The following is a 3,625-nucleotide window of genomic DNA, read 5'->3' as shown; positions in this document are numbered from 1 at the left end:
TCGTGGTCGTTGGCGGGTCTGATGATGGTGCTGGCCTCAGTGATCTCGGCGTAGCGTTCCAACCATTCCCATGTGAAGCCGGGGTGTGAGTCGAGCTTGTCGATGAGCCGGCTGGTGTTGTCGTCGGGGTCGTTGGTGAGTGGGCCGATGGTCTGTTCCAGTTCGCACTTCGGCACGGTTCGGTAGGAGGTGGATTCTTCCAGGCGCACGATGGTGACGTATTTCACCTCATCGAAGGGGTTGGGAGGTTCGGCTAGATCAACTAGCGTGCTTTGGCCGTCGGGGTCGGTGACGGTGTATGCGCCCATGGCGGGGGTGCCGGGTTGGGCGAGTAGCTCGGCGGCGCGAGCAGCTGCTTCCTGCGGGGTGGCGGCGGGAATGTCGATTTCGTAGCGGACAACGAACATCTCTCAGTCCTCGTCCTCAGTCTCGTACTGCCAGTCGTTGGCCCCTAGCCACTGACGCACGTCTGACTCGCTGACGCTGTCGCACGCTGCCTCGTGGCTCTTAGCAGTGATGGTGCGGGTGAAAGTGACGTTGATGGTCACATCGAAGTCACGTTCCCGAGGTTCGAGCCCGTGCGATTCCATGAACTCGTCGAACTTGCCACACAGGTCGTTGTCGTCGGCCCATTCGTGGGCGTCGGTGACCAGCGAGTCGATCCTATTGCTGTGGGCTTTGTGCTGGGCGGCGAGCGCTGCACACAGGGTTTCGTCGGCCTGCTCTCCGGTATCGACGATCCGCTCGCGGCGGTTGGTGTACCACTCCACGACGCTGCGTCCGTGGAACAGCACCAGCAGAGTGATTCCGTACTGACCGTCCCGGTTGAAGGGCAGGTAGTCGAGCAGCACCCCCTGCGCCCCGTCGCAGGTCACGCGGGCTCCCGGCTTCGGCATCAGCGACGCCTCCGCGTCCTCGACTTTCACCCCCGTGGGCAGCTGGTCACCAATCCGGTATGCCAGTCCTTGCACCATCACCACACGGCCACGAAGATCGGCCACACGCTCATCCAGCGTCTTGTTCACATCGGCAACAGCACTCATCGCCTATCCCCTTTCTCGGGATCAGTCGGGGTGGTCAACCCCTTGTTCGGATACCTCCGATTCTATCGCCAACCAACGGCCAAACCCCTAGCCATGAGCCAGTTCCCCACCCACACGACCCGGTTAGGGGTCGTGTGGGTGGGGATGCTCAGTCAGTCTGTTCGTCTTCGTCGGCTTCGTCCTCGGAAGGCTTCTTGGATTCCTTGCGTTCGAGGTGATCCCAGATCGCTGCGTAGTCGGCGTAGCCGGGACCGATGGCCACACCTAATGCGCCGACAGCGAGGAAGACCAAGAGCGCGATGGTTTCGCTGCTGTATTCCTCGAGGAACGAGGTCGGCTCGTCCTGATCAGAGGCTGGCGGCTCAGCTGCCGCTGGGTCGGCTATCTCCGACGGTGTGATTGTGGGAGAAGGGGAAGGGCTCACGCTCGTTGAGGGTTCTGGTGCCGGTCCAGCGATGAGGTTCAGGACAGGCTCTGAGGAGGTGATGCCCAAGACGACGCCTGCGGCGATGCCGGCTAGAAGCGTTCGGATCCAGGTGGTGGCTTTCGCCAGGAGCGCCCGCGGGACTCGCCGGAAAAGAACGACCTCCACGAGCCTGTCTTATAAACCTGTAACTTGTCGAGACTCAGAGGTGCGACCACACCAAGGGGGTGGGTCGGGGTGGGGCTGCTGGCTGACGACGAGGGGTCGGTACCGCGTGCCCTGGGCGAGGGGACCCCACGATCGAACGCTGAGTCATTTCATGCGGTCAGAGGCTCGCTGCCTGGGCTGATCCTCACCGTGAGGTAGGTGGAGGGCACGGCGTTACGTAGGTGTTGTACCTCTGGTGTGTCCCGATCCACGGTCAGGGTCACGTAGGGCTGCATGGTGTTGAGATTGATCCCGCCCTGGTGAGTGAGTACGTGGCCTTGGAAGGCATCTATAACCGAGTCGAACTGGGTGAGTTCGTCTACCGTCCACTGGGAGTTGACGAGGAGGAGCCGCCCAGGCCATTTGTCGGCCAGGTGCCGGCCGGCCGTCTCATCGTGCACGAGAACTCTGATTGCCTGGGTGTGTGGGTCACGAAGGAAGTGTGCGATCTGGTTCTTTGCGACTGCTTCGCGGAGATCGTTGATCAGTTCGTCGGGAGGTGTAATCATACGCTGCCTCCGCATCCCTGCGGAGCAGTGATGCTCTTCCTGGTCGCCGACAAGGCGGTTCGGCAGCCGAACTCATCATCGCGCAGAACCCATAGTCTGTATGTGCGTGACTTGCTGTTGTAGCGACACTCGAAGGCTCCAAGGTCGACGACGTTTTTGACGAGCCACTGGCCACGAGCCTGGCAGTTCGATTTCAGGGAGAAGTTCTCTTGGTAGTCCATCCAGGACCAGGCCTGAGCGGGGAGGGCAGTGAGAGCGAGGAGGGAAACGAGAAGGGCGGTGAAAGCGATGCGGATCTTGTTCTTCGCCATGTAGGTATCGAAGCACGTGTTGCTCGGAATTGCGTCGTGTAGCTCGAAGTCCGGCAGATTCCGCTCCGAAGGCGATACCGCCGGGTCGGCTCGCCGTGAGGTCTACCGGACCACCTGACCGCTCGGGTGACGCCAATCTGCTCACCTGGAACCACGCCACTGAGCGTGAGCATCTACAGGCGATCCCTCGGCGTGTCGGCCCTCTGGTCGACGTCGACGGCATCCCCACCGAAAACGATCGTTTGTGGTGGAGAGCCTGTGATTGCCGCTCTGATGGCTCCGTAAACGGTGATCGCAACCCGGTTTCGGCGGACGGTTTCGGCGGGTGCTGTGTTCACTCGCGTGGTGTGTGAAAGATCAGGGTGTTGCCGAAGGGGTCGGGGATTGCGAGTTCGTCTCCCCATTCTTGGGATTCGAGGCCGATGCGTAGTGGGTAGATGGAGCTTGTGAGCAGCTGCTGCTGGAGGGTGGCGACGTCGGCGACGCGGAGGCGTACTGCGGATCCGGGTGTGGCGTCACCGTGGTGCTCGCTTAGGTGTAGCACGATCCCGTCTCGGGAGATCTGCCGGTAGAGCGGGAGCGAAGGCTCGAATCGGTGCTCCCAGTCGACGCTGAACCCCAGGAACCGGAGGTAGAAGCGGTCGGCCTCCGGGCCGGGGAACGTGCGGATGATCGGCACAGTGAGGGGGCCCGCGTCTTCCGATGCGACGAAGGTGTTCCAGTTCTTGTAGCCGAACGCGGACGGCGATCAGCTCGAGGTTGATGTCGGCGCGCAGCTCGGCCCGCCACATGACATCGGCGCACAGGTTGCAGTGGGTCTGGTCGTTCATGGTCACCACTGCTCGTCCCAGGCTTCGCCGGCGTCGAGCGGGCTCCAGTCGGCCGGCGGGGTGACGGGGTATCGGGCCGAGATCTCGGCGATCACCGCAGCCATGCGCTCGGCGTAGATCTCGTAGTGCAGCTCGCACCGCGGGAAGGATGCTCCGCTGCCCGACATCGTCTGTCGCAGCTCCACCGGGCCGGCGCAGCCGCCGTCCTCAACATCGATGCAGTCGTCGATCATTTTGGTGGCCCCTTTCTCGGGCTGTGAGGGCTGGTGAGGCCCTCCCTGTTCGGATAGCTCCAACCTAA

The 3,625-nt window shown here is 62.3% G+C and carries 7 protein-coding genes; all 7 read right to left on the bottom strand.

Translation table 11 applies throughout. The annotated features are described in order from the left end of the window. On the bottom strand, positions 1-407 hold a 407-nt coding region (locus ABEA30_RS15535), incomplete at its 3' end, for a hypothetical protein (protein WP_345584468.1). A gap of 3 nt (positions 408-410) precedes the next feature. Then, complete coding sequence (locus tag ABEA30_RS15530) at positions 411-1,043, bottom strand: hypothetical protein (protein ID WP_345584466.1); 633 nt, start codon at positions 1,041-1,043, stop codon at positions 411-413. 148 nt (positions 1,044-1,191) lie between these two features. Continuing rightward, complete coding sequence (locus tag ABEA30_RS15525) at positions 1,192-1,635, bottom strand: hypothetical protein (protein WP_345584465.1); 444 nt, start codon at positions 1,633-1,635, stop codon at positions 1,192-1,194. Positions 1,636-1,784: 149 nt separating this feature from the next. Continuing rightward, entirely contained in the window at positions 1,785-2,183 is a 399-nt protein-coding gene (locus tag ABEA30_RS15520) for a hypothetical protein (RefSeq protein WP_077339361.1), read from the bottom strand. After that, a complete protein-coding gene (locus ABEA30_RS15515) occupies positions 2,180-2,494 on the bottom strand; it encodes a hypothetical protein (protein WP_077339363.1) in 315 nt (104 codons plus the stop codon). The genes ABEA30_RS15520 and ABEA30_RS15515 overlap by 4 nt, the downstream gene beginning before the upstream one ends. A gap of 334 nt (positions 2,495-2,828) precedes the next feature. Next, positions 2,829-3,173 carry a glyoxalase superfamily protein gene (locus tag ABEA30_RS15510; RefSeq protein ID WP_093664900.1) on the bottom strand — a complete coding sequence of 115 codons (345 nt, stop codon included), beginning with the start codon at positions 3,171-3,173 and terminating at the stop codon, positions 2,829-2,831. 153 nt (positions 3,174-3,326) lie between these two features. After that, a complete protein-coding gene (locus tag ABEA30_RS15505; protein ID WP_061613716.1) occupies positions 3,327-3,557 on the bottom strand; it encodes a hypothetical protein in 231 nt (76 codons plus the stop codon). Between the last annotated feature and the right edge of the window lie 68 nt (positions 3,558-3,625).

It is taken from the genome of Tessaracoccus lubricantis, assembly GCF_039544535.1.
Lineage (GTDB): Bacteria > Actinomycetota > Actinomycetes > Propionibacteriales > Propionibacteriaceae > Arachnia > Arachnia lubricantis.
The sequence above is the reverse complement of the archived record's forward strand: the minus strand, read 5'-3'. Positions and strand labels throughout refer to the sequence as shown.

What these genes read in the sequence shown, in the direction of transcription:
- ABEA30_RS15515 (WP_077339363.1), bottom strand. Translation starts at nt 2,494, where the DNA reads ATGGCGAAGAACAAGATCCGCATCGCTTTCACCGCCCTTCTCGTTTCC.
- ABEA30_RS15505 (WP_061613716.1), bottom strand. Translation starts at nt 3,557, where the DNA reads ATGATCGACGACTGCATCGATGTTGAGGACGGCGGCTGCGCCGGCCCG.
- ABEA30_RS15520 (WP_077339361.1), bottom strand. Translation starts at nt 2,183, where the DNA reads ATGATTACACCTCCCGACGAACTGATCAACGATCTCCGCGAAGCAGTC.
- ABEA30_RS15530 (WP_345584466.1), bottom strand. Translation starts at nt 1,043, where the DNA reads ATGAGTGCTGTTGCCGATGTGAACAAGACGCTGGATGAGCGTGTGGCC.